General features: G+C 32.0%; 39 protein-coding genes. 35 read left to right on the forward strand and 4 right to left on the reverse strand.

The features are described 5' to 3' along the window. Nucleotides 1-4: 4 nt before the first annotated feature. The 13 genes from CLLI_RS11120 to CLLI_RS11170 all read left to right on the forward strand — a co-directional run bounded on the left by CLLI_RS11120 (nucleotide 5) and on the right by CLLI_RS11170 (nucleotide 7,528). Entirely contained in the window at nucleotides 5-925 is a 921-nt protein-coding gene (locus CLLI_RS11120; RefSeq protein ID WP_106064283.1) for a YqaJ viral recombinase family nuclease, read from the forward strand. Nucleotide 926: 1 nt separating this feature from the next. Beyond that, nucleotides 927-1,736, forward strand: a complete 810-nt coding sequence (locus CLLI_RS11125; protein WP_106064284.1) for a recombinase RecT — start codon at nucleotides 927-929, stop codon at nucleotides 1,734-1,736. Continuing rightward, complete coding sequence (locus CLLI_RS11130; protein WP_106064285.1) at nucleotides 1,729-1,908, forward strand: hypothetical protein; 180 nt, start codon at nucleotides 1,729-1,731, stop codon at nucleotides 1,906-1,908. Before CLLI_RS11125 ends, CLLI_RS11130 begins: the two co-directional genes overlap by 8 nt. Nucleotides 1,909-1,930: 22 nt before the next feature. Continuing rightward, entirely contained in the window at nucleotides 1,931-2,647 is a 717-nt protein-coding gene (locus tag CLLI_RS11135) for a DnaA N-terminal domain-containing protein (RefSeq protein WP_106064286.1), read from the forward strand. 3 nt (nucleotides 2,648-2,650) lie between these two features. After that, complete coding sequence (locus CLLI_RS11140; RefSeq protein ID WP_106064287.1) at nucleotides 2,651-2,860, forward strand: hypothetical protein; 210 nt, start codon at nucleotides 2,651-2,653, stop codon at nucleotides 2,858-2,860. Between the two features lie 11 nt (nucleotides 2,861-2,871). Further along, nucleotides 2,872-3,039 (forward strand): hypothetical protein, encoded by a 168-nt coding sequence (locus CLLI_RS14565; RefSeq protein WP_170063714.1) that lies wholly within the window; start codon nucleotides 2,872-2,874, stop codon nucleotides 3,037-3,039. A 100-nt stretch (nucleotides 3,040-3,139) separates the two neighbouring features. Then, nucleotides 3,140-3,946, forward strand: coding sequence for a DNA-methyltransferase (locus CLLI_RS11145; protein WP_106064288.1), 807 nt, complete (start codon nucleotides 3,140-3,142; stop codon nucleotides 3,944-3,946). Nucleotides 3,947-4,062: 116 nt separating this feature from the next. Then, nucleotides 4,063-4,248, forward strand: coding sequence for a hypothetical protein (locus tag CLLI_RS11150; RefSeq protein ID WP_106064289.1), 186 nt, complete (start codon nucleotides 4,063-4,065; stop codon nucleotides 4,246-4,248). Continuing rightward, entirely contained in the window at nucleotides 4,249-4,668 is a 420-nt protein-coding gene (locus tag CLLI_RS11155) for a Holliday junction resolvase RecU (protein WP_106064290.1), read from the forward strand. A 10-nt stretch (nucleotides 4,669-4,678) separates the two neighbouring features. Further along, complete coding sequence (locus CLLI_RS14570) at nucleotides 4,679-4,822, forward strand: hypothetical protein (RefSeq protein ID WP_170063715.1); 144 nt, start codon at nucleotides 4,679-4,681, stop codon at nucleotides 4,820-4,822. Nucleotides 4,823-4,898: 76 nt separating this feature from the next. Beyond that, nucleotides 4,899-5,426 carry a hypothetical protein gene (locus CLLI_RS11160; protein ID WP_106064291.1) on the forward strand — a complete coding sequence of 176 codons (528 nt, stop codon included), beginning with the start codon at nucleotides 4,899-4,901 and terminating at the stop codon, nucleotides 5,424-5,426. A gap of 107 nt (nucleotides 5,427-5,533) precedes the next feature. After that, nucleotides 5,534-6,313: a DUF5986 family protein gene (locus tag CLLI_RS11165; RefSeq protein WP_106064292.1), complete on the forward strand. Its 780-nt coding sequence runs from the start codon at nucleotides 5,534-5,536 to the stop codon at nucleotides 6,311-6,313. A gap of 33 nt (nucleotides 6,314-6,346) precedes the next feature. Further along, nucleotides 6,347-7,528, forward strand: coding sequence for a helix-turn-helix domain-containing protein (locus CLLI_RS11170; protein WP_106064293.1), 1,182 nt, complete (start codon nucleotides 6,347-6,349; stop codon nucleotides 7,526-7,528). 207 nt (nucleotides 7,529-7,735) lie between these two features. Here the strand turns inward: CLLI_RS11170 and CLLI_RS11175 are convergent, their stop codons facing one another. From CLLI_RS11175 to CLLI_RS11190, 4 genes are all read right to left on the reverse strand, one after another. Then, entirely contained in the window at nucleotides 7,736-8,140 is a 405-nt protein-coding gene (locus CLLI_RS11175; protein WP_106064294.1) for a type II toxin-antitoxin system HicB family antitoxin, read from the reverse strand. 54 nt (nucleotides 8,141-8,194) lie between these two features. After that, complete coding sequence (locus tag CLLI_RS11180; protein WP_106064295.1) at nucleotides 8,195-8,386, reverse strand: type II toxin-antitoxin system HicA family toxin; 192 nt, start codon at nucleotides 8,384-8,386, stop codon at nucleotides 8,195-8,197. Nucleotides 8,387-8,553: 167 nt separating this feature from the next. Further along, a complete protein-coding gene (locus CLLI_RS11185; RefSeq protein ID WP_106064296.1) occupies nucleotides 8,554-8,961 on the reverse strand; it encodes a type II toxin-antitoxin system HicB family antitoxin in 408 nt (135 codons plus the stop codon). Between the two features lie 63 nt (nucleotides 8,962-9,024). Then, complete coding sequence (locus tag CLLI_RS11190; protein ID WP_106064297.1) at nucleotides 9,025-9,207, reverse strand: type II toxin-antitoxin system HicA family toxin; 183 nt, start codon at nucleotides 9,205-9,207, stop codon at nucleotides 9,025-9,027. A gap of 122 nt (nucleotides 9,208-9,329) precedes the next feature. On the opposite strand from CLLI_RS11190, the gene terS reads away from it, so the two are divergent. The 22 genes from terS to CLLI_RS11285 all read left to right on the forward strand — a co-directional run bounded on the left by terS (nucleotide 9,330) and on the right by CLLI_RS11285 (nucleotide 25,602). Beyond that, complete coding sequence (gene terS / locus CLLI_RS11195) at nucleotides 9,330-10,019, forward strand: phage terminase small subunit (RefSeq protein WP_106064298.1); 690 nt, start codon at nucleotides 9,330-9,332, stop codon at nucleotides 10,017-10,019. Next, the gene (locus CLLI_RS11200; RefSeq protein WP_106064299.1) at nucleotides 10,012-11,469 is read left to right on the forward strand and encodes a phage terminase large subunit; all 1,458 of its coding nucleotides are present in this window, start codon (nucleotides 10,012-10,014) and stop codon (nucleotides 11,467-11,469) included. Before terS ends, CLLI_RS11200 begins: the two co-directional genes overlap by 8 nt. Beyond that, entirely contained in the window at nucleotides 11,469-12,911 is a 1,443-nt protein-coding gene (locus CLLI_RS11205; RefSeq protein WP_106064300.1) for a phage portal protein, read from the forward strand. The genes CLLI_RS11200 and CLLI_RS11205 overlap by 1 nt, the downstream gene beginning before the upstream one ends. Nucleotides 12,912-12,966: 55 nt before the next feature. Continuing rightward, complete coding sequence (locus CLLI_RS15065) at nucleotides 12,967-13,404, forward strand: sunset domain-containing protein (protein ID WP_207655106.1); 438 nt, start codon at nucleotides 12,967-12,969, stop codon at nucleotides 13,402-13,404. A gap of 34 nt (nucleotides 13,405-13,438) precedes the next feature. Continuing rightward, nucleotides 13,439-14,749, forward strand: a complete 1,311-nt coding sequence (locus tag CLLI_RS11215) for a hypothetical protein (RefSeq protein ID WP_106064301.1) — start codon at nucleotides 13,439-13,441, stop codon at nucleotides 14,747-14,749. Then, complete coding sequence (locus CLLI_RS14575; RefSeq protein WP_170063716.1) at nucleotides 14,734-14,877, forward strand: hypothetical protein; 144 nt, start codon at nucleotides 14,734-14,736, stop codon at nucleotides 14,875-14,877. Before CLLI_RS11215 ends, CLLI_RS14575 begins: the two co-directional genes overlap by 16 nt. Beyond that, complete coding sequence (locus CLLI_RS14580; protein ID WP_170063717.1) at nucleotides 14,870-15,034, forward strand: hypothetical protein; 165 nt, start codon at nucleotides 14,870-14,872, stop codon at nucleotides 15,032-15,034. The genes CLLI_RS14575 and CLLI_RS14580 overlap by 8 nt, the downstream gene beginning before the upstream one ends. Nucleotides 15,035-15,098: 64 nt before the next feature. Further along, on the forward strand, nucleotides 15,099-15,392 hold the full coding sequence (locus tag CLLI_RS11220) for a hypothetical protein (protein WP_106064302.1): 294 nt from the start codon (nucleotides 15,099-15,101) through the stop codon (nucleotides 15,390-15,392). A 14-nt stretch (nucleotides 15,393-15,406) separates the two neighbouring features. Beyond that, nucleotides 15,407-15,931 (forward strand): phage scaffolding protein, encoded by a 525-nt coding sequence (locus CLLI_RS11225; protein ID WP_106064303.1) that lies wholly within the window; start codon nucleotides 15,407-15,409, stop codon nucleotides 15,929-15,931. A gap of 13 nt (nucleotides 15,932-15,944) precedes the next feature. Beyond that, a complete protein-coding gene (locus CLLI_RS11230; RefSeq protein WP_106064304.1) occupies nucleotides 15,945-16,301 on the forward strand; it encodes a hypothetical protein in 357 nt (118 codons plus the stop codon). A gap of 21 nt (nucleotides 16,302-16,322) precedes the next feature. Beyond that, entirely contained in the window at nucleotides 16,323-17,357 is a 1,035-nt protein-coding gene (locus tag CLLI_RS11235; protein ID WP_106064305.1) for a major capsid protein, read from the forward strand. A 52-nt stretch (nucleotides 17,358-17,409) separates the two neighbouring features. Then, nucleotides 17,410-17,574, forward strand: coding sequence for a DUF7210 family protein (locus CLLI_RS14585; protein WP_170063718.1), 165 nt, complete (start codon nucleotides 17,410-17,412; stop codon nucleotides 17,572-17,574). A 40-nt stretch (nucleotides 17,575-17,614) separates the two neighbouring features. Beyond that, nucleotides 17,615-17,896 carry a hypothetical protein gene (locus CLLI_RS11240; protein WP_106064306.1) on the forward strand — a complete coding sequence of 94 codons (282 nt, stop codon included), beginning with the start codon at nucleotides 17,615-17,617 and terminating at the stop codon, nucleotides 17,894-17,896. Beyond that, nucleotides 17,896-18,261 (forward strand): hypothetical protein, encoded by a 366-nt coding sequence (locus CLLI_RS11245; protein WP_106064307.1) that lies wholly within the window; start codon nucleotides 17,896-17,898, stop codon nucleotides 18,259-18,261. Before CLLI_RS11240 ends, CLLI_RS11245 begins: the two co-directional genes overlap by 1 nt. 4 nt (nucleotides 18,262-18,265) lie before the next feature. Continuing rightward, on the forward strand, nucleotides 18,266-18,610 hold the full coding sequence (locus CLLI_RS11250) for a hypothetical protein (protein WP_106064308.1): 345 nt from the start codon (nucleotides 18,266-18,268) through the stop codon (nucleotides 18,608-18,610). 4 nt (nucleotides 18,611-18,614) lie between these two features. Beyond that, nucleotides 18,615-19,034, forward strand: coding sequence for a hypothetical protein (locus tag CLLI_RS11255; RefSeq protein ID WP_106064309.1), 420 nt, complete (start codon nucleotides 18,615-18,617; stop codon nucleotides 19,032-19,034). Between the two features lie 8 nt (nucleotides 19,035-19,042). Beyond that, a complete protein-coding gene (locus CLLI_RS11260) occupies nucleotides 19,043-19,903 on the forward strand; it encodes a hypothetical protein (RefSeq protein ID WP_106064310.1) in 861 nt (286 codons plus the stop codon). Between the two features lie 31 nt (nucleotides 19,904-19,934). Then, complete coding sequence (locus tag CLLI_RS11265; RefSeq protein ID WP_106064311.1) at nucleotides 19,935-20,375, forward strand: esterase; 441 nt, start codon at nucleotides 19,935-19,937, stop codon at nucleotides 20,373-20,375. After that, nucleotides 20,344-20,556, forward strand: coding sequence for a hypothetical protein (locus CLLI_RS11270; protein ID WP_170063719.1), 213 nt, complete (start codon nucleotides 20,344-20,346; stop codon nucleotides 20,554-20,556). The genes CLLI_RS11265 and CLLI_RS11270 overlap by 32 nt, the downstream gene beginning before the upstream one ends. Nucleotides 20,557-20,640: 84 nt before the next feature. Beyond that, nucleotides 20,641-24,084 carry a phage tail tape measure protein gene (locus CLLI_RS14745; RefSeq protein WP_106064313.1) on the forward strand — a complete coding sequence of 1,148 codons (3,444 nt, stop codon included), beginning with the start codon at nucleotides 20,641-20,643 and terminating at the stop codon, nucleotides 24,082-24,084. Between the two features lie 11 nt (nucleotides 24,085-24,095). Then, nucleotides 24,096-24,530, forward strand: a complete 435-nt coding sequence (locus CLLI_RS11280) for a hypothetical protein (RefSeq protein WP_106064314.1) — start codon at nucleotides 24,096-24,098, stop codon at nucleotides 24,528-24,530. Next, nucleotides 24,517-25,602 (forward strand): hypothetical protein, encoded by a 1,086-nt coding sequence (locus CLLI_RS11285; protein WP_106064315.1) that lies wholly within the window; start codon nucleotides 24,517-24,519, stop codon nucleotides 25,600-25,602. Before CLLI_RS11280 ends, CLLI_RS11285 begins: the two co-directional genes overlap by 14 nt. The last annotated feature ends 2 nt before the right edge of the window (nucleotides 25,603-25,604 follow it).

Genomic DNA, 25,604 nt, shown 5'->3' on the forward strand with positions numbered 1-25,604 from the left:
AAAGATGGATAAGCTTAAATGGCTCCAAGAAAGACAAAAAGGTATTGGCGGAAGTGATGTTGGAGCAATAATGGGAGTTAATAAGTGGAAAACACCGTTCGAAATTTATTTAGAAAAGACAGAGGAAATACAAGAAGTTAACGAGCAAAGCGAATCAGCATACTGGGGAGATCAGTTCGAAGAAGTAGTCGCTAAAGAATTTGAAAAGAGAACAGGTAAAAAAGTACGAAGGGATAGAAGACATTTTCAGCATCCATCATATCCATTTATGGTTGCAAATATTGACAGGAGAGTAGTGGGAGAAAATGCAGTATTGGAATGTAAAACAGCTAACCAATTCTTAGCTAAAGAATGGGAAAGTGAAGAAATACCAGCAAGCTATTTATTACAAGTACAACACTATCTAGAAGTTACAGGAGCGGAAAAGGGTTATATAGCTGTTTTAATAGGTGGGCAGAGATTTGTTTGGAAAGAGATACCGAGGGATGACGAACTAATAAGGATTATTGTTCAAATTGAAAAAGATTTTTGGATGGAACATGTTGAGAAGAGAATACCACCAGCTTTGGATGGAAGTAGCGCTGCAGAGAAATATCTTTCAGAAAAATATAAGGGATCAAATTCAGAGCTAAGTATTGATTTAAAGTCGGAATATACAGAAAAAATAGACAAGCTTTTAGAGCTAAAGAACACAATTAAGCAATTAGAGAACCAGGCAAAAGAAATTGAGAATAACATAAAAAATGAACTTGGAGAAGCTGAAATAGGCTATACTCCACAGTTTAAAGTTAGTTGGAAGGCAGTTAGCTCTAATAGAATAGACAGTAAACTTCTAAAAGAAAAGTACCCAAATGTTTATAAAAAAGTATGTAAAGAAAGTATGTCAAGAAGATTTACTATTAAAAACTTGAAGGAGGAAAATTAACATGACAACAGCAAGTGAATTAAAGAATCAACTAGCAACTAGAAAGGAAACAGGAGTAGGGAGTGCTGGTAATACAGTAAAGGGGTTATTAGAAAGCCCAGCAATTAAAAAAAGATTTGAAGAAGTTTTAAAACAGAGAGCACCACAATATATGAGTTCTATAGTTAATCTAGTTAACGGAGATGCAAATCTTAAAAAGTGTGACCAGATGAGTGTAATAGCAAGTTGTATGGTTGCTGCTACTTTGGATCTTCCAGTTGATAAAAATTTAGGATATGCATGGGTAGTACCTTATGGCAATAAAGCACAATTCCAGCTTGGTTATAAAGGATATGTACAACTAGCACTTAGAACAGGGCAGTATAAATCTATAAATGTAATAGAAATACATGAAGGTGAATTAATTGAATGGAATCCTCTCACGGAAGAATTAAGGATTGATTTTGAGAAAAAAAAGTCAGATGCAATTATAGGTTATGCAGGATATTTTGAATTAATAAATGGCTTTAGAAAATCAACCTATTGGACTAAAGAACAAATAACCAAACATAAAAATAAATTTAGTAAATCAGACTTTGGTTGGAAAAAAGACTTTGATGCTATGGCTAAAAAAACAGTGCTTAGGAATATGTTAAGCAAATGGGGAATTTTAAGCATTGAAATGCAAAACGCTTACACAGCAGACCAAGAAACTATAAAAAGTGAAGTGCTAGAAACCGGGAACATTAAAGAGAATGTTGAGTATGTAGAGGCAGACTTTGATGTTGATTTTGAGGGTACCCCATTTGAAGAAGGTGTAACTAATGAGTAATATCCCAGATTGTTGTTATGATTATCGTTATGAGCAACCACAAGCGCAGATAGTTGACACTTGCGACATATGTGGTGAGGGTATATATGAAGGTGAAGAATACTACAATATTTGCGAAATGAACATTTGTGAAGACTGCATTTTAGACTTTAAGAAAACAGCAGAAATTTAATATATTTAAAGGAGCAAATAGCATGGCAGGGGAAGGAACCAACAAAGGATGGATAAGTATATATAGGAAAATCGAAGATGGTTGGTTGTGGGAAGATAAGCCATTCGCTAGAGGACAAGCTTGGATTGACCTTCTCCTTCAAACCAACCATAAAGATAAAAAGACATTTTCAAAAGGTGAATTAATTGAAATAAAACGAGGAAGTTTTCTAACATCTGACCAAGAATTGGCGGACAGATGGGGGTGGAGCAGGAATAAGGTCAGGGGCTTTTTGGAGGTACTAGTTGAGGAACGGATGATTACACTTAAAAGGTCACCAAAAGGTACAAGCTTAAGCATTGAAAACTATAGCTTTTACCAAGGTTGTGGTACAACAGAAAGTACAACAGAAAGTACAACAGAAGGTACAACAGAAAGGCAACCGAAGGTACAACAGAAAAACACTAACAATAATGATAATAATATAAATAATGATAATAATGGGAATAAGAGAATAAGAGAAGAACCACCTCAACCTCCTTCTACTCCATCCAATCTGTCTAAAATAGAAAAACTTATTTTAAATAGCTTTGGAGAAATAGCTTATAAGACATGGTTTTCTAATTGCAAAATTACAGAGCATGAGAAAGAAGTTGAGATTGTAGCAACAAGTAGTTTTGTAGCTGGAATGATTACTCAAAAATATAAAGAAGCACTGGAAAAGCTTTGTGGTAAAAAAGTAATAGTTAAGGAGGAGTAAACAATGGAAATATTAACAAATACATTACTTATAGCAAATTTAGTGGTGGTAGCTGCAGGAGCTACCGTAATAGCAAAAGAAATAGACAAGCTAAACAAAAGGGTGGAAATGCTAGAGAATAGTTTAGACTTAAAAGAATTTAAAAAGGAACTAAAAGACCATATAAGCAAAGAATTTATGGGATTATCCTTCAGGGGGATAAAAATAAAATAGGAGATATGGACATGAAAGAGTTAAGAAGAAAGGTTGTTAATATAGCCGCAGAGCTAGCACAGCAGGAAGTTGAGAGAACAGGTAAAGATTATAAGGCGTGCATAGATAAGGCGCTAGATGAAGCTTGTATAAGGCTAGGAGTAAATAGAAAGCAGTTTATAGAAATGTTCTTAAGATAAGACAGAATCTGAAATTTAGACGACGTAAATCCAAAATATTAAAATGGAGTAATTCTAGATAAAGTGTGTGGCCACACCTCCAGACGTGGAGGGAAAGAAAATGGGAAGTAGTAAAAAAATTAAAACAGAGTTATACAATGATAATTTCCAAAATTATAAAAGATATGGGATACCAAAAGCACAGCTGGTAATAGCAGATATACCTTATAACATTGGGAATAACTTTTACGGAAGTAATCCAATGTGGTACAAGGGTGGAGATAACAAAAATGGGGAGAGTAAGTTAGCTAAGAAAGCTGCATTTAATAGCGATTTTAATTTTAATATTGCTGAGTACTTCCATTTTTGTAATCGACTATTAAAAAAAGAGCCAGAAAAAAGCAATGGGCGAGGGAAATCATCAGATGCGCCTTGTATGATTGTATTTTGTTCTTTTGAACAAATACAAACAGTAATTAAATACGCTGAAAAATATGGATTTAAGCATAACATACCTTTGATTTTTTGCAAGAACTATAGTCCTCAGGTGCTTAAAGCAAATATGAGAATTTGTGGTGCAACTGAATATGCATTAGTGTTGTACCGTGAAAAGCTTCCGAAGTTCAGGAATAATGGGAAAATGATTTTTAATTGGTTTGAGTGGCACAGAGATAAAACAAAGGTTTATCCTAAAATACATCCAGCCCAAAAGCCAGTAAATCTTTTAAAACAACTTATAAAGATATTTACAGATGAGGGCGACGTTGTAATAGATCCAGTAGCGGGGAGTGGAACAACCTTAAGAGCAGCTAGGGAATTAAATAGAAATAGTTATGGATTTGAAATATCTAAAGATTTTTATAAGAAAGCAAAAGAGCAAATGTTAGCTGAAAACAAAAGTGAATTTGAACAATTATCTATAGTTTAAATTCAAACAGTTAGCCTGCATTTCAAAAAATAAGGCCATATGTGAGTATTGTTGTAAATTATTATTACTTGATTATCATATGATAATCAAGTAATAATAATAAGGGAAGTGATTTTATGAGTATTAAGGTAATGACTAAGGCGGAGTTTATGGCTAGGTATAGAAAAGACTTAGAAATGAAAAATAGAAAAAAGCAAAGAGATGCAGATGGAGCAATAGCTTTCTTAAAGAAAAGTGTATCCGGGAAAAGTAGTCCTATCGCTAATTCTACCAGGAGAGATAACATATATGGAGGGTTTTAGATGGATAAAAATTTAGGCAAAATATTTGAAGAAGATTTTAAAAAATCAGTGCCAGACTGGTGTTGGATATATAGATTCAGAGATGGAACAGCAAATTTTGCAGGAGAGAAGAACCAGAATGTTAGATTTCAAGCTCATAACATATGTGATTTTGAAGTTATGGCAAATAACAACTTGTTTCTCTTAGAGCTTAAGAGTTATCAAGGTGTGAGTATTCCACTAAGTGGCATAAGAAAAAACCAACTAGAAGGAATGATTAAAGCTAGTAGCTATAGGAATATATACCCTTATTTTATACTCAATTTTAGGGGTGTACAGCGTGTTTATGCAATAAAGGTACAAACACTCTGTAACTTTATTTTAACAGCAAATAGGAAATCTATACCGTTAAAATGGGCTATGGAAATCCAGAACTCTTAAAGGAGGCTAAATGATGGGAGTAGTAGCGTTAATATATATTTCTATGGCAGTATGTTTAGTAGTAGGGATATTAAGTGCCAGGTATGCGATTAGAAAGGTTAAGAGCGTAGAGATAGAAAGAACGGATTTAATAAAAACATGCAAAAATAGCTAAGGAAAGATGACTTAGGTGTAAAAATATTTAAGGCTAAACATAGATAATAATTAAGATTTTAGGGGAGGATTTCGGTATGGTAGACGATAAAGCATTTAAAGAGATGGAACAAAAACTTTTTAATTATTTCAATAAAGATAAAAGGGTGAGTGTTCTAAATAAAAGGTTAGAGATTTTGAAAAAGCAAATATCTGAAATAGAGTACAAGTTAAGAAATGTTGATGTGGACCTCCCCGAAGAATCAAGAGCTGTTGGCTATAATGAAAGGGTTCAAACAAGTCCTACCGACGAAAGTTATGCCGAGAGAGCTTGCATGCATATAACGGATAAGTTGCTAAAGGAACAAGCTTGGAAAAAAGAACAGACCGCTGATATAGAAGAAACTATCAGGAATATTGAAGCAGATAATGCATTTATTGAAGCTAATATAAAAGATCTAAGAGTTGAGGATCAGGAGTTTTTAAAAGAAAAATATAAATATGGAAAAACGGACTGGCAACTGGGGATGAGGTTTGGTATGTCACAATCTACAGCTACAAGAGTAAAAAAACAATTAGTTCAAAATATTATTAATTGGGATGAATGGATAAAATGTATTGGTTAAATTTATATGCAGTTGCTTCATTAATATACAATAATACATTGATTTACTTGACTAATTTTTAAAATATGGTATGATTACTATATTAATTTAATTAGAGGGTGGGTTATGTGTTAAAAAGTTCTATTCCAAAAGATGTTTTGGCTGAGAGATATGTTAGATTGGTGATTAAAGCAATAAATGATTCTAAAGAACAACAATATCAAGAATTGAATGGAAGAGGCTTTAATATCAATAATGGTAGATATCAGGATAGATGGAACTATTTATTTCATAATATAGAAGTATTATTTTCTGACAAGCCATTTAAATGTTATGAAATCTGTAGGAGTGCATTATGGGGATTTGTAGCAATTTATAATTTGGGAAGCAAGATTTTATATATTATATTAAAAAAAGATAGATTTAACACTATAAAGAATGATCATGAAAGTATGTATCATTATGTTAAAGTTTTAAATTCTATAAATTCAAATAAACCTTTTATCACTATATCTAAACCAAAACAAATTTCATTATTTCCTACAAAGGAACCTTCATCGGAACATATATTTGATGATTTAGAAAGCATGTTAAGTGATATAAAAGATGAAATTAAATGGTGTGTAGATATACTTTTCACAGAAAATGCTAATGGAGTAGATTCAATATCAGGTAACTTGGCAACATATGATTTAGATATTTTTAAAACATATAATTGGAATAAGTATATTGTTCCTACTATTACAGAGATTAGTGATACTAAAGAAGGTGGAATTGTTAAATCTGATAAAAATCCACCAATTGAATTAAAGATTAGAAAAGGGAAACCTAGGGAATATAAAGAACAAGACATGGTTGCTAAAAAAGAGAAAGATGATAGGGGTAAAAAAAATACTGATGGGAATTAGTTACATTTAGCATTTAGGAGGTTAACAGGTAAAATGTTAAATACTAGTAAAAAAAGACATAGTAATTTTAATGGAGAAAGACTTAAATTCGCAAGGAAATATAGGGGGAAAACTATAGCAGACTTGGCTCAAGACATAGGAATATCTAAACAAGCAATTTCTCAATTTGAAAATGGAAGATCATTCCCACTATTTGAAACATTAATGAAACTTATAAATGTTTTAAAATTTCCACATGAATATTTTTACGAAGACGATGATATAAATATAGAATTAGGGAATACTTATTTTAGATCATCAAGTAAAATGACTAAAAGGGAGGAAAGCATTCAGAAAGAAAAAACTAAATTAATAGGGAAAATTTTTAGTTTTCTAGATGAATATATAGAATTTCCTAAATTAAATTTGCCTGAGTTTAAAGCAGATCTGACAATTGAAGAAATGGCTATAAAACTCAGAGAGCATTGGGGACTTGGAGAAGAGCCTATTAAAGATATAGTATATGTGCTCGAAAAAAATGGTGTAATAGTCACGTCAATGAATACTAATACTGATACTATAGACGCATATAGTCAGCAACAAAATATAAACGGGGAAAAACATTTTATAGTTGTATTAGGGAATGACAAGCATTCAGCTACGAGAAGACAATTTAGTCTTGCACATGAGCTTGGGCATATAGTAATGCATGATAGTTTCTTAGATGTGGAAGATCTCACTAAAGAAGAGATTAGAAATATGGAAAATGAGGCACATACTTTTGCTTCAGCATTTCTATTGCCAAGGGATAGTTTTGGTAGGGATGTGAGTATATATCCAACAGATTTGAACTACTATAAACAGTTAAAGAAGAAATGGAAGACCTCAATTTCTGCTATGTTGGTAAGAGCAAATCATTTAGGTATACTTACTAATAGTTCATATCAGGTTGCTATGAAGAAAATGAGCAAACTTGGATGGAGAAAATGTGAACCTTTAGATGATACTTTGATAATGAATAGACCAACAGTTTTAAGAAGAGCGATTGACATCTTAATAGATAATGATATTTTAGATGAAAGTGGTATACTAAAAGAACTGTCTAATAGAGGATTGACGTTACCAACAGAAGAAATTGAAATGTTGTTAGGGCTAGACAATGGAAAATTAAAGCCTAAGAATATAGACAACAATGATATAATACAAATACCATTAAGAAAAGAAAGTATGAATTAAAGTTGCATTAAATATGAATTTGTTTTGCATTAAAATCTTTTCAAAATGTAATATAATAAGCATATAGGCAAGTGAGCCTAGATAAAATTCACTACAATATATTGTATTAATATGGAATAAGCATCCAGCATTACCTAGGTGCTTATTTTTATGCCTATAGCCATATGGATGTGAACTAATTTCACATCCATATGGCTGAGATAATTATTAGTTTTTAATATTAAGTTTTTCTTTAAGAGCTGATTGAATAACTTGTGAAAAATTTATACTGTTTTTTTCGGCTAAATTTTTCAACCATTGAGGCATAGTAACAGTTGTTTTAACAGAAGTATTCTGAATAGCTTCACGATATAATGGCATATAAACATCTACTAGTAAAGGTATTTCATTTTTATTGACTTTAATTTTATTTATTGGTGATGGGCCTGGTATTTCAATATTATCTTTTTCCATACCAAATAAGTGCAATGCTAAGACTTCTTTAGCACTTTTAACAGCATCATCCATATTGTCAGCATTTGAAACACAACCAGGTAGATCAGGGAAAGTTATACCTACATTGTCTTTATATTGAGTTAATATAGCTGGATAAATATAAACATCTTTTTTCATGTTAGCTTAACCTCCTAATAATATATATTAAACTTTCAAGGGATAAGGGAGGGATTAAGAAAATTTAATCCCCGTTTGTTTTTCAATACTCTTTATGTTTTTTATACCTAAATCTTTAACAGGGTGCCTAATGGTTGCTAATTTATGCCCATCAGTGTATTGGTAATGGTCGCCGATCACTCTTTTTAAGTACCAGCCATGCTGTTTGAGTATCTTAATTACATCCCTTGATGAGTAAGATTTCATTTAACTTTCCTCCCTATAATTATAGTATAGCACGTCTTTAAAGACGTGTCAAATAAAATAAGAAAATAATTTACTAGGTTGGGGCGAAATTTTGTGGCTTCAGCCATGTTAGGTCACGGCAGAAATAAAAAAGCTATAGATAATTGCATCTACAGCTTTTATTAACTTTATTTATAATCTTTAATTTTTAGTTGCTCTTTAATGGCAGCTTGAAGAAGTTGGGAGAAGTTAATTTTGTTATCTTCAGCTATTTTATTTAACCAATAAGGAATAGTCAATGTTTTCTTGACAGCTTTATTAGCCATTTCATTTCTTATCAGTGGCATATAAGCTTCAATAGGCGCTATAAAAGAATTATTAGAAACTTTAATACTTTCAGGAGAAGATGGTAATGGAATTTTTTCATTATCATCTTCTAAGTTATATATATAAAGTTCTAAAGCATCTTTTGCCATATACATGGCTGACTTTAAATCATCACCTTCAGTTATACAACCAGGTAAGTCAGGAAATGAAATACAGTAGCCACCATCTTCGCTAGGTTCAAATATAGCTGGGAAAATAAAAGTATCCATATTTTAAGACCTCCTTAATTTTTTAAATTATTTTTTATATTAAACCTTTTTACAAGAGGGCTTTTATTTAAGCCCTGCTTGTTTAAGTATTGAATTTAATGTCCCTGGCTTTAAGTCTTTGTTATGATTAGGTATTGTCAGTTTACCAGGTTTCGTTTTGTGTGCTAGGTAGATGTGGGAACCTCTTTGGCTCTTTATCTCCCAGCCTTCTTTAGTTAGTATTTTTAGTATTTCTTTTGGTTTCATCCCCCTTCCTCCTTACAATTATATTATAATACGTATTAGCACACGTGTCAAACAAAATGAGAATATAGCACTTAAAAAACTATGCCCAAAACAAACAACATGTGAGGTGGTGACTATGTAGAATGACAGATATAAGAGGACCAGATATAAGAGATCAGGCAAAACAAGATTACTTACAAGGTATGAAATATAAAAATCTTGCTGAAAAGTATGAAGTGAGTTTAAATACAATAAAGTCCTGGGTAAAAAGATATGGTTGGTCAGAAGAGAAAAAGAAGGGCGCACACAAAAATAAAAAGGGTGCGCCCTTAAATAATAAGAACGCAGTAGGCCATGGAGCTCCGATAAGGAATAGGAATGCGGAGAAACATGGCTTTTTCTCTAAGTATCTTCCTGAAGAAACTTTAGATATTATTCAAGATATAGAAACAAAAGCTCCTTTAGATATGCTTTGGGATCAAATAACGATACAGTATGCAGCAATTATAAGGGCACAAAAGATTATGCATGTTGAATCCAAAGATGAAATGATAAAAGAATTAAAAAAGACAAAAGATTCATGGGGTGATAAGGGCTCATCGGAAGAAAAAGAATATGAATTCCAGTTTGCTTGGGATAGACAGGCTACTTTTTTAAATGCACAGAGTAGAGCTATATCAGAGTTAAGAAGTTTAATTAAAAACTATTTAGAATTAGAAGGATTAGATAAAGAAAAATCTAAAGCTGGTATTAAAGATTGGAAATCAGCTATTCAGGAGATTGCTAAACGTAGAGAAAAGAAGCAACAATCTGAGGTGAATTCAAATGGATGATTCTAATATATTTGTTGAATTATTAGATATTTATTGGGATAATCCAGTAGCTTTTGCTGAGGATATGTTAGGCTTTTATCCTGATGAATGGCAAGCTAAAGTAATGATGGACATTGCAAATACTCCTAGGGTATCTGTAAGGAGTGGCCAAGGAGTAGGTAAAACAGGATTAGAAGCGACTATAATTATATGGTTTTTATGTTGCAGACCATTCCCTAAAGTAGTAGCTACAGCCCCAACAATGCAGCAGTTATATGATGTACTTTGGGCAGAGGTTGCTAAATGGCTTAACAAGAGCAAGGTTAAAGGCTTCCTTAAATGGACAAAGACTAAAATATATATGATAGGTGAAGAGGAAAGATGGTTTGCTACTGCTAAAACGGCAACAAAGCCAGAAAATATGCAAGGATTCCATGAAGATTATATGCTTTTTGTAATTGATGAAGCTTCTGGTGTTGCTGACCCCATTATGGAAGCTATACTTGGTACTTTATCAGGAGCGGAAAATAAGCTCTTAATGTGTGGAAACCCTAATAAAACAAGTGGAGTTTTTTATGATAGCCATAATAGAGATAGGGCTCATTATAAAATTCATAAAGTAAGTAGCTTAGATAGTCCTAGGACTTCAAAAGAAAATATTGAAATGCTTAAGGAGAAATACCATGAGGATAGCGATGTCTACAGGGTAAGAGTTTTAGGCGAATTTCCTAAAGGTGATCTCGATACATTTATATCTTTAGAGTATGCTGAATTAGCAACACAATATGAGCTTGAAGCAATAGATTTTATTCTTCATTTTGGAGTGGACGTTGCTAGATATGGGTTGGATGAAACGATTATTGCTCCTAGAATAGGTGATAAGGTATTTAAATTAAATTCATATAGTAAGCAAAGCACAATGGTTACTGTTGGTTATATAATAAAAACATTCAGAAGTTATTTTGAAAAGTATCCATTCCTTAAAAGATGTAAAGTTAAGATTGATGATACTGGTGTAGGAGGTGGAGTAACAGATAGGCTTGAAGAGGTAGTAAAAGAAGAGAATTTACCTATTGATGTTATCCCAGTAAATAATGGTGGGCAATCATATGATTTATACTATGCTAATTTAGGTACATGCATATGGGGAGAAGTTAGGGATACCTTAGAAGAAAATTTTTCAGCTCATATGAGAAATGAAAAGCCTAAAATACAATTACCTCAGGATGAAAGATTAATAAGCCAGCTTACTACTAGAAAATATAGGATAACAAGTAAAGGTAAACTTATACTTGAGTCTAAAGAAGGCATGAGGAAAAGAGGGTTAACTTCACCGGATCGAGCTGATGCAGTAGCATTAACATTTTATGATAGAACAGTATCTTATGATAAGAAGGTATATGAAAAAGGCATGGGACTTAAAGAAAATATTCTTAAACAATATAAAAAGAGAGGAGGAAATGTGTTCTAATGGCTGATATAAAACAAACTTTATTAAAATTTACTGATGATCAAAAGAAAGAATTAGAGGAAATTAAAGCAGATTATTATTTTTATCATGGTGCAGTAACTGATAAAGATAAAGCTTTATTAGATAAAACTTTATTAGGTCAAAGCTGGATAAACGCTGATGATTTGGATTATGTTCCTTCACAAGTTATAGACAATAAAATAAAATCATTAATTCATAGGCAGGCTCGTTTCTTTTTAGGGGAAGAACCTGTTTTATTATTTAAACCAAGGCATAGTAAAGATAAAAGCACATGTGAAGAACTAAGAATATTTATAGATGATATTCTTAGTGGTAGCCAGTTTTGGAGTGAAACGATGAAGGCTTTTAGATTAGCAACTGTAACTAGAAGAGTACTTTTAAGAATGGAAGCCAACCCTGAAGAAAAAATAAGATTATATTACCATGATGTAAATGACTTTAATTATGAGCTAGATCCAAAAGATCCAAGAAAGCTTTTATCAGTTACATTTGTTAGATTAAAACAAAAAATAAATACTACTGAGATATGGAGTAGATATACTTATAAAATGGGCAAGGTCAATAAAAAAAGCTTAGAAGAAACATGTTTGTTAACTATAGAAACATTTAATAATTTAGATTTAGAAAATCCTATAGAAGCAAAAACCATAGATACAAAATTAAGTAAGATACCTTGCTGGATAATGATTAATGAACAGGATTTAATAAATAAAAATGGTAAAAGTGATATTACAGATTTAAAACCGCTACAAAATAGCTATAATCACAGGTTATCAGACTTTAATGATGCTTTAAGATTCCTGATGTTTGGACAAACGGCTGTAATTGATGCAACAGATGATACAGTAAATGCTTGTAGAATAGCTCCTAATGCATTAATGCCCCTAGTTAGTATAGATGGGAGACAAGCATCAGCCCAAAGAGTTGAAAGTTCATTTAGCAATGCTGAACCAGTTAAAATGTTCCTTGATATTTTAGATAAAAGTATGCATGACAAATTAAGCATACCTACTGATGACAAGCTTAAAAATGTTCCATCAGCAAAAACTATCAAATATATATATAATGACTTAATAGCTAGAAGTGAAGAAAAATGGCATGATTGGGAACCTAACATTAGGAGTATGCTTAGATTATTAGTAGAAGCTTGCAGTAAATTTAAATGCTATAAACTATGGAATCCAGAATGGAATAACCTAGAGTATTCCATAGTATTGGATAAGCGCTATCCTATCCCTGAAGATGAAGAAGATAGGAAGAAGTTAGCCATGGAGGAGGTAAGAACCAATGTAAGAAGCCATAAGAGCTACATAAATGACTTCACAGATGATGAAGATGTAGATAATGCATTAAAAGAAATATGCGAGGATATAACTTCTATTACTGCAGCTGAAAATGAACAATTTTTAAAGGATACATAGGTACCAAAATTCCCCTTGATTATGCTATAATTTACATAGGAATAGGGGGATGGCTATGGAATTGGTGATTATATTTTATATACTATTTATAATATTTCTTTGTGCATTACTTGTAGCAGCTTTAACAGGTAGTAAAATACTAAAACATAAAAAGGATGCAATTGTTGTATATTCAATGGGAACTATAATTTATGGAACTTTATTTGTTTTAACTTTAAGGTTACAACTTAATGGTTATGACTATGTATATGTTGAGCCGACGAATAATACACCTATTAATAGACAAGCTAGTAGTGAAGCTGGTGGAAATAACAAAGGTAATCCACAAGGGGACGGGCATGAAGGTAAAATAAAAGGGAATATTAATAAAAATACAGGAGAAAAAATATACCATGTTCCAGGTAGCACTTATTATGATAGAACTAAAGCAGAAAGATGGTTTAATACTGAAGAAGAAGCTAAGAAAGCTGGATACAGAGCACCTAAAAGATAGGTGCTTTTATTATGCCTGAAAGTGAGGCAGTGATATGAATAAATACTTAGAATTAGTAGATAAAGCACAAAAACAAAGGATAAGGCTCACTAATCAACAAATAAAGAATATAAGAGATTTATATAAAGATGTGGCGAAAGACTTAGGGAGAAGAGCTAAAGGAGCAAATAAGGGCAGTTTAAATGAAAGATGGTTAACAGATTATCAAAAACAGTTTAAATTAGACATAAAAGAATTAAATAAGATACTTAGAAGAGGCATAGAAAGCTCCATGTTAAAGGGGGCTGAATATGCAACAGGTATTCAGATGAATTTCTTTAATTTATTAGATGTTAAATACAAACTAAACTCAAAGGAAACTTTCTCCAATATGTTTTCTAAAATACCACAGCAAGCACTAGAAGAACTTGTAAATGGGCAGTTTTATAAAGATGGTAGGGGACTTTCGGAGAGAATATGGCTCAACGAAATTAAAGCTAATGCAGATTTTGATTATATAATTCAAAAGGGATTAGCGGAAAAGAAAAACGTTTATGATTTGGCAAGAGACTTATCGGATTATGTTAATCCAGATGTAAAAAAGGATTGGAACTTTAAAAATATTTATCCAAGTGTAGGCAATAAAAAAATAGAATATAATAGTTTTAGGTTAGCTGTAACTTCTATAAGCCATGCATATCAATTGTCTATGCAAAGGTCTTGTAAGGCTAATCCATTTGTAGAGGGAATAGAATGGCATACTTCTAATAGTCATAGAGGGCCATGCTCTTTATGTAGCGGAAGAGAAGGAAAGGTATATAAGCCTGATGAATTGCCTTTAGACCATCCAAATGGAGTTTGCTACTTCACACCAGTTATAACTAAAAGTATGGAGGACATTGGGTCAGAGCTTCATGATTGGTTATATGGGGGAAGCAACAGTAAATTGGATGATTGGTATAAGGAATATGTTGAAAATAGCTCAGAAACAATAGCAGGAGAAAAGAAAACTCAAAATAAATCTAGCGATAAAAAGCAATTTGAAAACTATAAGAAAGTTTTAGGAAAAGAAATGCCCAAATCCTTTGATAAATTCCAGGAGTTAAAGTATAATAATGTTAATGAATGGATATCTTTAAAAATTAATTATAGAGATACGAAGAGATATAATAAAATAGTTGGAGAGGCTAGCCATTTAAATATTAAAGGAATACCGATTAAGAATATAGATAGAATTGACTTAGAAGAATATGAATTTGATTATAAGCATATTAACAATGAAAGACAGCATGGTGTTACTAAGGACATGGCTCAGAAGTTTATAAACAATTCTAAAGCTGCATATAGTAGATGGAATGGGCAATAGTTGTATATGTATCGGAAGATGGATGCAGTGTTGTTAATATCAAGGATAAGAAAGTAAGTACATCATATAAAAGTGGTGAATATGACGATAAATTCAAGAAATTAATGGAGGTATTGAAAGATGATTAGGTGTCCTATAATTAATGAGGATATAGATATAGGGGAATGCGTAACTATAGTTGATGTTTGCGAAGAATGTATAAAAGAAACCGTAATATCAGATAAGATTAAAAAGATAGATAACTGGAAAGAAATATGTAAGAAATGTGAAAACCATAATAATTGATAAGCACTTACTAAATAAAAATAGTAGGTGCTTTTATTATGCTCTGGGAATGGGGTGAAAGTTAATGAATATATCAAGTAAGGTTAAGATAGGTGGAGTTAATTATAAAGTTATTGAATGTAATAATCCATCAGAAGAAGATCCTAATGTAGATGGGCAGATATTATATTCGAAGCAAGAAATAAGACTTAAAAATGACATGTCTAGAGAATATAAAGAAAATATATTTTTACATGAAATTATTCATGGGATATTTGAACACATTGGTTTTGAACAAGATGAAGCGATTGTTATTAGATTAAGCAATGCACTACATGGATTCATAAAAGATAATCCAGAAATATTCAAGGATGAATAGGAGGTAGTTGAATAATGCCAAAATTAAATGAAATATTAGGAGAAAGTTTTAAACAGATACCAGAGGATTTACAAAAGAAGTACAAGGATGTGGATTTAGTTGACAGTTCTAACTATGTAGAGAAAAAGGATTTAGAAACTGCGAATAATTCAATTAAAGAATATAAGAAGAAGAATGAGGACACTACAAAAGAATATGAAAATAAGTTAACTAAGTTAAACTTTGATACTAAGTTTGAAAAAGCTGTAGTAGGATATAAAGCTAAGAATCTTAAAGCATTAAGAGCTCTTTTGGACATGGATAAAGTAAAACTTGTTGATGATACCTTTATAGGGTTAGACGAACAGGTAAAAACTCTTAAAGAGAGTGATCCTTATTTATTTGAAGAGGAAACTCCAGGAGGTACTGGGAATATAGGAGGCGATCCATCTTACATAATTGATACTGATGAAGGGAAGTTAAGCTTAGGCGCACGTTTGGCTAAAGAAAGAACAGAAGCTTCAAAAGTAACAGAAGCACAAAATAAATTTTTTTCATAGGAGGTAGAAAAGTATGAGTATTGAAACAAAACAAACTTATATGGGAGAAAATAAGACAATATTGCAATTTGCAGGAGAATTATTTCAAAATGCAATGATAAAGGCTAAAAAAACTGATGTGAAAGAAGTAGAAGGTAAGAGAATACTTAAAGCGGGTACAGTAATAAGTAAAGATGGCAAAATAGTTGATGGATCTATAGTTACAAATGATAAGGCTTTTGGTTTAGTTTACAGAGATGTAGATTTTACTTATAGCAGCGGCACTGAGATTGTTCCAGTAACTATTTTTGGATTTATAAAAGAATCGACATTACCTGAAACTATTTCATTAGAAGCTAAAACGGCTATGAAGATGCTTATGTTTTTATAATTTAGAAGGAGGAATGAGTGAATGGATTGGAGAGATATTATAAACGTAAAAGAAATAGCAACTTACATTAAAGAGCTTCCACCAGAAGTAACTATTGGTGAAGCTCTTTTTCCTAGAAAAAAACAGTTGGGAATGGAATTAAAATATATTAAAGGCGCAAAGAAAAAACCAGTTATATTAAAACAATCTGCTTTTGACGTAGCAGTAAAAATCAGAGCATTAAAAGCACAAGTAGATGAAATTACTAAACAAATGCCATTTTTTAAAGAATCAGTGCTTGTTAATGAAAAAGATAGACAAGACTTACTATTAGCTACACAGGCTCAAAACAAAAATGTTATTGATATGATTATCACTAAAATTTTTGATAATTATAAAGACCTTGTAGATGGTGGAGATATGCAAATGGAAAGAATGAGAATGCAATTACTTTCTGATGCAGGAGTAATTTCTATTGTTTCAGAAGATGGAGATATTGTATTTGATTTTGGTGTTCCTGAAAAGCATAAGGAAGTATTAGCTGGCACTGCTAAATGGTCAGATACTGTTAATTCAAATCCTGTTTTAGACATAATTAGATGGAAAAGACTGATGAAAGAAGAAGGTTATATAGTAGATAGAGCTGTACTAGATTCTATTACCTTTGGGTGGATTACTGCTAACAAAAATATAGTTAAATCAGGATGGCCACAAAACCCAGACTACTTGGCTTCAGATGATGAAATTAAAGAATATATAAAAAAGAAAACAGGTGTAACATTAGCTGAAGTAAGCGGGTCTTATAAATTAGAAGATGGCAGTGAACAGCCTTACTTCCCAAGCGGAAAATTTACATTAATACCTACAGGAGCATTAGGAGTAACTTATTATGGAACAACCCCAGAAGAGGCTGATAAGATGTTCTCACAAGGTTCTAATGTAGAAATAGTAAGAACAGGTGTAGCAATTATGACAATGAAAAAGGATGACCCCGTAACAGTCCAAACAAAGGTGTCTCAATTAGGGATGCCTTCATTTGAAAGAGCTGATGAATGTTTCTTCGCTACGGTTAACTAGGAGTGGTTATTTTAGCCACTCTTTTAGATTCTAAGTAAAAAGGATGGTTAATATGGCAAATAAAAAAACAATAAAAGCTAAAGCTTTAGTAAACTTAAAATATGATAAAGATTGTTTTAAGATAGGGAATGAATTAAAAGTTAGAATAGAAGACGCGTTAGATATGGTTGAAAAAGACCATATTGAACTTTTAGAAGAATTATCAGAGGAAAGCTAAAGGGAAGAAATATGTGAATCCATAGGGAAGGTGGATAAGTATGTCTACACCGTTAGAAGTTTTAAAATTTAATCTCCAAGAGAGGGAATACCCTTATTTTGAGGACAAGGAACTAGAACTGCTACTTGAAACTAATTACAATGATATTAAAAAGGCTAGTTATAATGGATGTTTATTGAAAGCTGCAGCTGATGATAAATTAGAAGTAGCTGGAGTTAAACTTGAAAGTAATAGGCAATACTGGCTTACATTAGCTGAAACGTTTAATGAGAAACCTAGTTATAATTATATAACCAGCATGGAAAGGGTCGATGGTTACTGATGAGTGGTATAAATAGGGCAAAGATAAGCCAAAGAATATACAAGCAGTTGTATAGAAAAGGCTTATTAAAAGAAATTAGAATTTTAAGAAATGGTAAAAATGCTTATGGCGAAAAACTAGAGGATCTATATGTAACAACTATAAATGGATATTATTACAGAGAAAAAAGTAAAATAAACATTAGTCCAGGTGCTGCAGCAACTGTAACCGCTAATTGTTATGATAAATTGCTTATTGCTTATAGTGAAGAAAGTAAAAAAATAAAAAAAGATGATTATTTTATTTTAGATGGCGCTGAATTTAGGATTATAGATCCTAACAATATTGAAAACATAGTATTAGATATGTATTTGGATAGGATGTGATGTTATGGGCTTAAAAATTGATATAGAAGACGTACTTAATGGACTATATGGATTTGAAATTAAGTCTAAAGCTGCTATAGGAGTTTATGCCGATACTGCAGGGAAAAAGTTAGAGAAACATGCAAAGGATAATGCACCATGGACAGATCGAAGTGGATTGGCGAGAAAAACTATAGAAGGTGGTAAACAGTGGGAAGGTGATAAATGCAATGTTTATGTAGCTGGCAATATGCCGTATTCCCCATTCCTGGAATTGTGCAATGATAAACGATATACTGCATTAAAACCAGCAGTAGATCAGCTATCGCCTGAAATACTAAGGGGTATGAATAATTTGTTAGGAAAGTGATTAAATGAGTAATTTTAATTATAAAGTCCCAGGTGATGGTCTGCAAGAAGATCTAATAAATAATACAGTTGCTCAAACTGTATGGCAAAAGATATTTTTACATCTAAAAAGAATGGGATATGAGGTATATTCTCCTGGACAGAAAAGTGATAAATGTACTAGTGACTATGTAGTTATAAAAGAGAATGGGACTTATGCTATGAACGGTAATGTTAATGGATATAAGTTGTTTGACATTATTATTTATCATCCCATGTCTAATTATTCTACTATGGAATTTTTATTAGAAAATATAAAACAGGTCATGAAAGGTATAGAAGAATTAAAACCTACAGGTAATGAAACATCATCTATTATTGATGATAAAGTAGAAGCTTATACTTCAAGTGTAGAGTATATACAATATAAAAAATTAAGGAGGTAATAATCTATATGGTAGATGAAGGTAAAACATTAGTTAATGTTGTTAAAGTAAACTTTATTGACGAAGTTAAAAATACAAATCATACAATTGAAACTTCTGATGAAATAGATATAGAACCTATAAAAAGTGAAGGCAAGAGAGATATATTAAGGGTTAAAAATAGGATATATGGAATAAATGAAACAGAAGATATTGTAATAGGTTATACATTAAAATTTAAAGATAATTTGTTCAATATGCAAACCATGGCACTTGTTGATGGCGGAACTATAGAAGGAGATAAGTATTGTGGAATCGAAGCAGGAGTTGTGGCAGAAAGGCATCCGTTCACAGTAGAAATATTTACAGAGGAAAAGGATTATTCGAGGACTGTAGGTTATGCTAAATTTACTTACAAGCATTGCAAAGGCAAACCCGCAAAATATAAAGTTAAAGATGGAGCATTCTTATTACCAGAATATGAAGCGGAGTCAATTCCATTTAGGGGAGAAAAACCAGTAGAAATAGAATTTATAAATACTTTACCAACGGATCCAATTCCAACAACACCTGAGATGAAAGTAGATGGGGGAACTGTTACAAATAGTAATGAAGATGTAAGTGTAGAAATAACTTCTAATGTGAAATGGACATTTGGGAAAGCTATAAATCAAGATGATGTAACTGCTAATAATTTTGTAGTTAAAAAGAAGTCTGATGGGAGTGTTGTAAATGGGAATGTAACTATAGATGATACTAAGAAAATAGTAACGTTTATACCAATTAGTATTGAAGAATTCGTGACTTATATTGCTGAGGCTAAGGCAGTAAATTTACTTGATGGCAGTGGAACAACTACACCTATAAGTGTAGAATTTACAACTATATAATAAAACAAATAAAATTTTGAGGAGCAATAGTATGGAATTAAAAGTAACTAATATAGAAGATTTAAAAAGAATGGCAGAATATGAAATAATAGAATTACCAAGATTTAAGAAAGAGATACCTTTTAATGCTAAAGTTAAGAGAGTATCTCTTTTAAATTTAGTTAGAAAAGGTGTAATACCTAATAAACTTTTAAGTGCAGCAGAAGAGCTATTCTATGGAAAACAGGCAAGTGAAGGCAAGGTAGACTTGGCACAGCTTACTAATGTAATGTTTATTATGGCAGAAAATGCATTAGTAGAACCTAGTATTAAAGATTTAGAAGATGTGGGATTAGAATTAACTGATGAACAGCTAGTTGCGTTATTTAATTATACGCAAGAGGGTACATCTGATTTGGAATCTTTTCGTGAGGAGCCAGAGGATAGTGAGCGTAATAGCAATGAGCCAACAATACAGGGTAAGACCGAGTGAAATAATAGGCTTAGTTAATGATTATGAAGCGTTTTGTTTTGACGAAGCATGCGCTTATATAATGTCTAAAATGCAAGAAGAGGATAGCCCTAAGCCAAGATTTATAGATGATGAAAATAAAAACAAACAAAATAACAATGATGTGATTGAGTGGCTAAAAGTTAATAATGAAAAGGGGTGATTTAAAAATTTCAAGTCAATATAAGGAAGTTTATGGAGCATAGAAATATGCTTCTTTTATTTTGCCCAAAAGGGGTGAGAGTATATGTCGGTAAATGTGGGGACTGCAGTAGCATTTTTAACATTAGACCGTTCAGGAATGAAAAATGGACTAAAGGCAGCTGGAGCAGATTTAAAAAACTTTGCTAAGGGCACAGGTGGAGCAGAAGAAAGAATAAAAAGTTTAGGTAGTGCTATGACTGGTGCTGGAGCTGTTATGGCTAAAAAATTAACAATACCATTAGCAGGAGCTGGAGCAGTAGCAACTAAAGCTAGCATGAATTTTGGAGCACAAATGTCTAAAGTTAAGGCCATTAGCGGCGCTACTGGTTCTGATTTTAATAAATTAAGAGAGCAAGCTATTAAGTTAGGAGCTGACACAGCCTTTAGTGCTAGCGAAGCTGCTGAAGGTATGGAAAATTTAGCATCCGCAGGTTTTAGTGTAAATGAAATAATGCAAGCTATGCCAGGAATGTTAGACTTAGCAGCAGCAGGTGATGTAAGTATTGCAGATGCTAGTGATATAGCAAGTAGTGCATTAAGGGGTTTTGGTATGGAAGCCGATAAAACCTCTCATGTTTCGGATGTCTTAGCAAAAACGGCAGCTGATACTAATGCAGGAATAACAGATACCGGAGAAGCTATGAAATATGTTGCTCCAGTTGCACATTCACTTGGAATCAGCTTCGAAGATACGGCGGCTGCTATCGGGTTGTTAAGCAATGCTGGAATCCAAGGAAGCCAGGCAGGTACTACATTAAGGAGCGCTTTAACTAATCTTGCAAGTCCTACTAAACGGGCAAGCAAGGTTATGCAAGAATTAGGTATGAATTTTTTTGATGCACAGGGTAAGATGTTACCTTTAGGGCAAATAATACAGCAATTACAAGATAAAACTAAAGGGTTAACAGAACAACAAAAAGCTAGTGCTATGGAAACACTTTTTGGAAAAGAAGCTATGAGCGGAATGCTTGCCCTAGTTGATCAGGGACCCGATAAATTTAATAAGCTTACAAAAGGGCTAAAAAATTGTGATGGTGAAGGTCATAAAATGGCAACTACCATGCAGGACAATTTAAAAGGAAGTATTGAAGAATTAAAAGGAAGTTTAGAAACTGCATTGATAAGTATAGGTGATGTATTAGCACCAACGATTAAAAAAATAGCCAACTTTATAAAGATATTAGTTAATGCTTTTAATTCTTTACCTAAGCCAGTGCAAAAGGTGATAGTTAACACGGGATTATTACTGGCTGCACTAGGCCCTGTGCTTTTAATCTTAGGTAAATTAGTAAGTAGTGTAGGCTTAGTGGGAGGAGCGTTTGCTAAGTTAGGCAGAGCAGCAAGTGCTTTCTTGAAGATACCAGCTATGGTTAGCAAAGGTGGAAAAGGTACATTAACCGCATTATCCGTTCTCAAAAAAGGTATAAACACGATATTTAAAGGAATAAGTAAATCAGTTACAGGAGGAATAAAAGTATTCTCTAAAATTCCATTGTTCGCTAAAAAATGTTGCAGCGGAGCACTTAAAGCATTTCAACTTTTAGGGAAAGGTGTGGGTAAAATATTTAGTGGCATAGGTAAAGCAATATCAAAAGGTGTAAGTATATTTGCTAAATTGCCTGCATTACTTAGACCACACATACTTTTAACAGTAAGTTTAATAGCAGGGATAGGATTGATTGTATACGAAGTTATTAAAAACTGGGATGAACTAAAAAAGGCAGCTGAAAATTTATTTAAACATTTGGAGAAAGTTTTTTCTAAAATAGGAGACTTTTTTAAAAAGAGTGTAGAAGGCTGGAAACTTACTTTCAAAGGGTTAGGAGACTTCTTTTTTAAAGTAGGGCATTGGATAACTGATGGATTATTGGGAGGACTAAAAAAAGGTTGTAATAAGGTTAAAAGTTTTATTGGTAAAATGGCAAATGGAATAAAAAGTACGTTTAAAAATATTTTAGGAATACATTCTCCTTCAAAGGAATTTCAGGGTTATGGTAAATTTATAACATTAGGGCTTATCGAGGGGCTTAAAGAAGGGCAACCTTTTGTAGATTATAGAATTACGCAATTGGGTAAAAATATTAAAAGAATATTCAAAGAGGGGTTAGGAATACATTCTCCTTCAAAAGAATTTAAAATGTATGGTAAATTTATTGATGAAGGTTTAGCAAAAGGTTTAGATGAAAATTCACTTTTCCCAGAGGAAGCAATAAGAAAAAATATGGAAAAGATGCAACAAGCAATTCAAGACACAGACATAGGGGAATTTACATGGCATAATGAGCAAAGTAATGAGTCAATAAGAGCTTCCAAATTAGCCTTCGAGCACATAGACAGCAAGCCTGTTATGGGAACAAAAGAAGAATGGAATGCAACAAAAACTAAAATAAAACTCTTAAATAAAGTCCAACAAGCTCAAACTCGTACAATATTATTAATGGAAGTTGTAAAATCAGGTTGGCAAATCATAGGTAGAGGTTGGCAACTTCTTATAAGGGAAACTACTGGTTATAATGTAGGCCTAGATAAAGCCAAAACAAAAACAGCAGAATTGCAAAACCAATTAAATAAACCTGTTAAGCCTAAAATATTACTACCTACTAATGCTAATATTTTAAAACCAATAAAAGCTAATATTTCAAAAGCTATTAAAGCAACTCAATTAGCACTTAATAGTACTTCAAAACGTGTAGCCGCATTTTTAAATAAATCAAAACAAGGTTGGAGTATGGCAGCTAAAGATGTTGAAAAGACTGTTACAAAACATATCAATACTATGAAAAAGAAATTCAATGATCTGAATAAAATACCAACGGTTAAAATAGGAAAAAATATAATGAAAGGTTTTATATTAGGTATTGAATCTTTGATTGAAAATGCTGGAAAAACCATTTCACGAGTTGCAGATAGAGTTATTTATGTGTTTGAAACTGAATTTGGCATACATTCTCCAAGTAGGGTTTTTTATGGATTCGGTTGCAATATTGTAGAAGGACTTATAAATGGTATAAAATCTATGTTTAGAAAAGTAAGTAATGTTATTACAAGTTTAGCCAACAAAGTGAAAAGTGGATTTAAAGAACTATTAGGTATTAATTCTCCCAGTAGAATATTTTTTCAATACGGTGGATTTATAGGCGAAGGACTTATACAAGGCATAGATGGACAAGAAGGTGCTATAGAAAGCAAATTCAAAGGGCTAGCTAATAAAATTAAATCTTTAGGAAATGTTAAGCCTGATTTTGATTTTAGGGGGCTTAATAATTTAGCTTTAAGTGGAACTTATGGTAGCGGTAGTGAATTTAATAACATTAGCAATAGTAATAAGAATATGGGAGTAACACAAAATGTAAAAATGTATATAACAATACCAAATGCAGATAAAGAAGGTGCCCAAAAAATAGCAACAGAATTTAAGAGTATGACACAAGCAAGCTTAAAAGATGAAATGACAGAGTTATTTATGAATGATGTATTAAGAGATTAGGAGGTGGCTTTATGGACTTAGGTAGGATAAAAGATTTTAAATTAGATTTATTATATGAAGATGGTACAAATACAGGTGCTGTTATAAGTAGTTATAAGCCACCCAGACCTGCTTATTTTCGTAAAGGAATTAGAACTATAGATGGATATACTTATTTTCAAAAGGATATTAAAAGTGATTGTATAATTGATTTTACAATTGCATTTCAAATTAAGGGTAAAACGGATAGTGAAACTCTATCTAATATAAATAAATTTATAAAATTTAGGAATAGATATACTGAAAGATTTATATTTATAGATGAGTTTGGAACTACTTATAAAGGCTATTTTCAAAATAAATATGACTTAGATACCCCCATAGAAGGTGATATCTATTATATAAATTTAGAGCTTTTATGTAATCATGAGGTATCTGGATGGGTGAAAGATAATGGCAAGGTGTAGAGTAGAATTTTATAAAAAAAATGGATACAGAGCTTTTGAAGAAGGTGATGCAAATAAAGTTATATTGGAACATAGTTTAATATCTGTAAAAATAAATAGAAGCTTAGATACACCTACTGCTGAGGCTACGATTACAGCACAATATGAAAATCTACCTACTGCCATATTTGCTGGTGGTACACAAGGTATAATAGATAATTTTGCACAAGTTAAAATATATATAGATGATGTAATACAATTTACAGGAGTAATGAAAAATTATGACTATAATACATTAGATAAAACAATAGAAATGACTTGCCACGATATGTATTATAGAATGTTAAATTTATGTGATAAAGAATTAAAATTTTATAATAAAACAGCAGCAGATATAATTTCTACTGTTGTATCTGATGCTAAATGCAATTTTTATAGAAGTGGTGGAACTAATTATACTGTTTCAAAATTAGAATGTGAAATAGGCACCATGTATAATGATATAATTACTAATTTAGTAGAAACTATGTACGCTAGAGTAAGGGCAAGAAAAGATGGGACTATTGTATTAGAGGAACAATATCCCCTATATGATGAATCTAACCATGAATTATACCCCTATGATTATACTATAACTACTTCAGATTTAAGCAGCGAAACTGCTAGTAGAAATGCTAATTTATTAAGAAACATTTTGAAGATTTGTTGTAATGATGAATATTCAATTTTTGAATCCAAAACTATGACGAGTTATTTAAATGGCGAAAAGTGGGTAGATATAATAGATAACCCATTGGCAACAACACAGGAATTAAAGCAAAAGGCAGCGGGACATAAATTTTTAGATATGTGGAGAGGTAGTACAGCATTAAATATATTGCCAGTTAAAGGAACACCTAACATAGATTTAGGACAAGTTATTAAAATAGTTAGTAATGATAGAGGAAATGGATGGTATTTAATAATTGGGATTAATACAGAAGTAAGTGCAAATACATATACAGATACATTGCAACTACAAGGCATGAGGGATAAAAGAAAAGTATATGACCAATGCAATCTAATAGGAAGTGGTAAGTTAAAGCAGCAATAAGA

The sequence above is a fragment of the Clostridium liquoris genome (assembly GCF_002995785.1).
Taxonomy (GTDB): domain Bacteria; phylum Bacillota; class Clostridia; order Clostridiales; family Clostridiaceae; genus Clostridium_AO; species Clostridium_AO liquoris.